Below are 579 nucleotides of genomic sequence, written 5' to 3' on the forward strand. Positions count from 1 at the left end.
ATAGTCACCCTCAAGCAATTATTATGCGCCCATCGGTTATTTTTGGGCCGGAAGATTGCTTTTTTAATACCTTGGCAAATTTATCTCGCTTTTCGCCTATTATACCACTTTTTGGCGGTGGGCAAAGCAAATTGCAACCTATTTATGTTGGAGATATCGCTGAATTTGTTGCACGCGCTTTGGAAGGAAAGGTTGCTTCTGGAAAAAGTTATGATCAAGGTGGACCTGTAGTTATGACATTCCAGAATATCGTTGAAAATGTACTAATAATCATTCACCGCAAGAAAATAGATTTATCTATGCCTCTTTCCATTGCCCTCTTCATTGGAAATATTTTAGGAAATATCGGTAAAATACCCTTATTGCCGGAACTTATGACAGCTGATCAAATACGCTTTCTACAAATAGACAATATTGTCTCTCAAGAAGCTATTAAAAATGGACGAACTTTAGAAGGGGTCGGGATTACTCCTAAAACAATGAGCGCTATTTTACCCAGTTATCTATGGCGGTTTCGTCCTCAAGGACAGTTTTCTAAAAGTTTATCAGCTTAATATACATTTTTTGTGATTAAATTGA

General features: G+C 37.0%; 1 protein-coding gene. It reads left to right on the forward strand.

Translation table 11 applies throughout. From position 1 onward, the window contains the following. On the forward strand, positions 1-554 hold a 554-nt coding region (locus J7R13_RS08665; protein WP_484791346.1), incomplete at its 5' end, for a Rossmann-fold NAD(P)-binding domain-containing protein. Positions 555-579: the final 25 nt, after the last annotated feature.

Origin of the sequence: Bartonella taylorii 8TBB (genome assembly GCF_902825155.1) — a bacterium.
Lineage (GTDB): Bacteria > Pseudomonadota > Alphaproteobacteria > Rhizobiales > Rhizobiaceae > Bartonella > Bartonella taylorii_A.